The sequence below is a fragment of the Sulfitobacter sp. genome, from assembly GCF_041552635.1.
Classification (GTDB): domain Bacteria; phylum Pseudomonadota; class Alphaproteobacteria; order Rhodobacterales; family Rhodobacteraceae; genus Sulfitobacter.
The window spans coordinates 1-3,081 of sequence record NZ_JBFEKM010000285.1 but is presented as its reverse complement, the minus strand read 5'-3'; the positions used below and the strand labels follow the sequence as shown (position 1 = coordinate 3,081).

Sequence of the window (3,081 nt, the reverse complement as noted above, 5' to 3'; positions counted from 1 at the left end):
GGCACGGGCTTCCGGATAGAGGGCGGCCTTGAACGGGGCCAACCCAAGGCGGCGGTAGGTCTGCAGGAAGGTCTCGGAGGGTTCACTGCGCAGGTTTAGATAGCCGCGCACAAGGCGTTCGATGGCGGGGATGATTTCATCAGCCGAGAAACCGGGACCGGCGCGTTCGCCAAGGGTCGCGTCTTGGGTACCGTCGCCACCAAGGGTGATCTGATAGTTTTCCACACCTGCACGATCAAGGCCCAGAATCCCGATATGGCCCACATGGTGGTGACCACAGGCGTTGATGCAGCCCGAGATCTTGATCTTGAGAGGACCGACATCGTGTTCCAGCTTGAGTTCGTCAAAGCGGGTCGCGATCTCCTGAGCGATCGGGATCGAACGGGCTGTGGCCAGCGCGCAGTAATCCATGCCGGGGCAAGCGATAATGTCGGAGATCAGGCCGATGTTTGCTGTGGCTAGTCTGGCGTCTTTCAGCGCCGCATGCAGGGCCGGCAAATCGTTGCGGTGGACATGGGGCAGGATCACGTTCTGCTCGTGACTGATGCGCAGTTCATCATGGCCATATGTCGCGGCGAGGTCCGCCATCACGTGCATCTGGTGCGATGATGCATCGCCGGGGGTTTCGCCGTGGGCCTTGAGGCTGATCGACACGATGGCATAGCCCGGTGCATGGTGGTCCGACAGATTGGTGTCGGCCCAGCTGCGGAAGATGGGATCACTGTCATAGGCTGCGGTATAGGCGTCCAGCGGGGCGGTCTTGAATGTCGGCTTGGCGAAATCAGCCTCGATCCGGGCCAGCATCTGTTGATCCACACCGGTGAACTGCGGGCGGATCAGCGCATAGCGTTCATCGACGCGTGCGCGGATATCTTCGATGCCGTTCTCATGCACGGTGATTTTGATACGGGCTTTGTATTTGTTATCGCGGCGGCCCAGCAGGTTGTAGACCGACACAATCGCCTCAAGTGTGGGCAGCAAGTCTTCGGATGCAACGAAATCATAGAGCACCTTGCCGATCATTGGCGTGCGCCCAAGACCACCGCCAACGATCACCTGAAAGCCAAGCACGCCATCTTGTTCGACGATTTGCAAGCCGATGTCATGGGCCTTGATCACCGCACGGTCATGGGCGGCACCGGACACGGCGACCTTGAACTTGCGTGGCAGGAACTGGAATTCGGGGTGATCAGTTGACCATTGGCGGATCAGTTCGGCCACGGGGCGCGGATCGGCGACCTCGTCTGCGGCGGCACCTGCGAAATGGTCGGCGGTAACGTTCCGGATGGTGTTCCCCGACGTCTGGATCGCGTGCATGTTTACCTCGGCCAGCGCATCCAGCATATCGGGCACATCGCGCAGTTGCGGCCAGTTGTACTGGATGTTCTGCCGCGTGGTGAAGTGGCCATAGCCCTTGTCCCATGTGTCAGCGATGTCGGCCAGCTTGTGCATCTGCGCGCCGTTCAGCGTTCCGTAAGGGATCGCCACGCGCAGCATATAAGCGTGCAGTTGCAGATAGAGGCCGTTCATCAGGCGCAGCGGCTTGAATTCATCCTCGGTCAGCGATCCATCAATGCGGCGTTCAACCTGCGCGCGGAATTGCGCGTTGCGTTCGGCCAGAAAGGCATCGTCGAATTCGGTATAGCTATACATTACAGGACCTCCTGTTTGCCGTGGGCATAGTTTGACGGGCCTTTGGCGCGGAACGCTTCGCGAAAGTGAACCGGCTGCGGCACCGGATCGGGGTCGACATCGGCCAGATAGACGCCAACGACCAGATCAGCCTGCTGGCTCGCATCAATCATCCGCAGATCGGCATCTGCTTCGTCGGTCAGAACCTCGGCTTGTGCCAGATTGCGGGTCCAGCCGGTGGCGGTTTGATAGATCACATCGCCCTCAAGCAGGGCGTTTGCGGTGACAACTTTGGGGGTAAAGGGCTTGGCCATTATGCCATCTCCTCTTGCAGGATTTCTGTTGAGGCCAATGCCGCCGCGCGCGGGGCAAGGCCATAGAATGTCAGCGCGGGGCCGTTCATTTCGGCCTCCGTCAAATCGGCGGGCAACCGGTCCAGTGTGGTTTCCAGAATGCGCTGTTCGGGCCGCGATGCGTTTTCGATCACGGTCACAGGCGTGTTGCGGTCAGCGCCGTGCATGATCAGGCGGCCTTGGATGAAGCGGGCAGATTTCTTGCCCATATAGATCGCGGCGACCTCGCCCGGACGGGCCAAGGCGGCCCAATCGTGATCGGCAAACCCTTTCATGTCGTGACCTGTCAGAAACCGGACCGACGCGTTGCGGTCGCGCTTGGTCAGGCTTTGGCCGATGGCGGCAACCGCAGCAGAGGCCGACGTGATACCGGGAACGATGTGCCAGCCGATGTTGTGGGCATCAACAGCGTCGATTTCTTCGTCCAGACGGCCGAACACGGTGGCATCACCTGACTTCAGGCGCACGACCTGCGCACCACCGCTGGCATGCTCCACCAGCAGATCGTTAATGGTTTCCTGCGATGTCGAGGGGCCGAACCCTTCTTTGCCGACGTCGATCATTAGTGCCTCGCGGCGGGCCAGTTCGAGGATCTCGGGGCTGATCAGGCGGTCATAGATCACCACGTCAGCCTCGTCCAAAGCGCGACGGGCCTTGAGCGTCAGCAGTTCTGGATCGCCGGGGCCACCACCGACAAAGGCGATGTGACCTGGGCGTGCGGCGCGGGTCAGGTGGTCGTTCAGTAAATCATCAAGTGCGACCTCAACAGCCGTGTCGCCGCCAGCCACCGCGCGGGGGCCTGCGTTGAAGTAATAGTCACGCCAGAAATCACGCCGCGCACGGCCAAAGGGCAGGGCATCTGCCATCTTGCGAAACCCTTTGCCGATGCGCGCCAGTGTCCCCAGCGTTGCGGGCAGGCGTTCCTCAAGATCGGCCTTGATTGCGCGGGCCAACACGGGGGCAGCACCCTCGGTGCCGATGGCGATTGTCACAGGGTCGCGGTCTACAATAGCGGGGGTGATAAAGGCGCTGTCGTGCAGGTTGTCGACGATGTTCACCAACGCGCCTTCGGCACGGGCGATGGCGGCGGTGCGGG

General features: G+C 61.0%; 3 protein-coding genes. All 3 read right to left on the bottom strand.

What is annotated here, in order from left to right; genetic code table 11:
• Positions 1-1,653 (bottom strand): nitrite/sulfite reductase (locus ABYT07_RS20075; RefSeq protein ID WP_372993779.1); only part of this gene is annotated, 1,653 nt, incomplete at its 3' end.
• The gene (locus ABYT07_RS20070; RefSeq protein WP_372993778.1) at positions 1,653-1,946 is read right to left on the bottom strand and encodes a DUF2849 domain-containing protein; all 294 of its coding nucleotides are present in this window, start codon (positions 1,944-1,946) and stop codon (positions 1,653-1,655) included. The genes ABYT07_RS20075 and ABYT07_RS20070, both read right to left, overlap by 1 nt.
• A partial coding sequence (gene cysG, locus ABYT07_RS20065) for a siroheme synthase CysG (RefSeq protein WP_372993777.1) occupies positions 1,946-3,081 on the bottom strand: 1,136 nt, incomplete at its 5' end. The genes ABYT07_RS20070 and cysG, both read right to left, overlap by 1 nt.

What these genes read in the sequence shown, in the direction of transcription:
- ABYT07_RS20070 (WP_372993778.1), bottom strand. Translation starts at nt 1,946, where the DNA reads ATGGCCAAGCCCTTTACCCCCAAAGTTGTCACCGCAAACGCCCTGCTT.